The organism is Pseudomonas tremae, from assembly GCF_001401155.1.
GTDB classification, from domain to species: Bacteria; Pseudomonadota; Gammaproteobacteria; order Pseudomonadales; family Pseudomonadaceae; genus Aquipseudomonas; species Aquipseudomonas tremae.
In genome coordinates this window covers 43777-44270 of record NZ_LJRO01000049.1, presented here as the reverse complement: position 1 = coordinate 44270, position 494 = coordinate 43777, and the positions used below count along the sequence as shown (strand labels likewise).

Annotated in this window: 1 pseudogene (running past one end of the window); it reads right to left on the bottom strand. The window is 64.2% G+C overall.

Annotated features, from left to right (window positions below):
* A pseudogene (locus tag ALO43_RS03800) lies at positions 1 to 494 on the bottom strand (pyridoxal-phosphate dependent enzyme); its annotated part runs 83 nt beyond the window's last position; the annotation flags it as partial.

The following is a 494-nucleotide window of genomic DNA, read 5'->3' as shown; positions in this document are numbered from 1 at the left end:
GTGTGATAACCGATCTGCGCTACTGCCACGCCATCGGCAAACAAGCCGACCTGGCTCAGCACCACGCGCTCGCCAGCCGCCATAGCCGCCTGCAGGCAGTTGGAGTCGTCCGGCTCGACGCCGATCACCCTGATTTCCGGGCGTAGGTACTTCACGTAAGCCGCGATTCCCGCGATCAGGCCGCCGCCGCCCACCGGCACGAAAATCGCGTCCAGCTGGCCCGGTTGCTGGCGAAGAATCTCCATCGCCACTGTGCCTTGCCCGGCAATGGTGTCGGGGTCGTCGTACGGGTGGATGTACACAAAACCCTGTTCATCAACCAGTTTCAGCGAATAGGCCAGCGCTTCAGGGAAGGAATCGCCGTGCAGCACCACCGTGGCACCGCGCGAGCGCACGCCTTCGACCTTGATTTCCGGCGTGGTGCGCGGCATGACGATGGTTGCCAGAATGCCCAGTTCGCGTGCCGCCAGCGCCAGGCCTTGCGCATGGTTGCC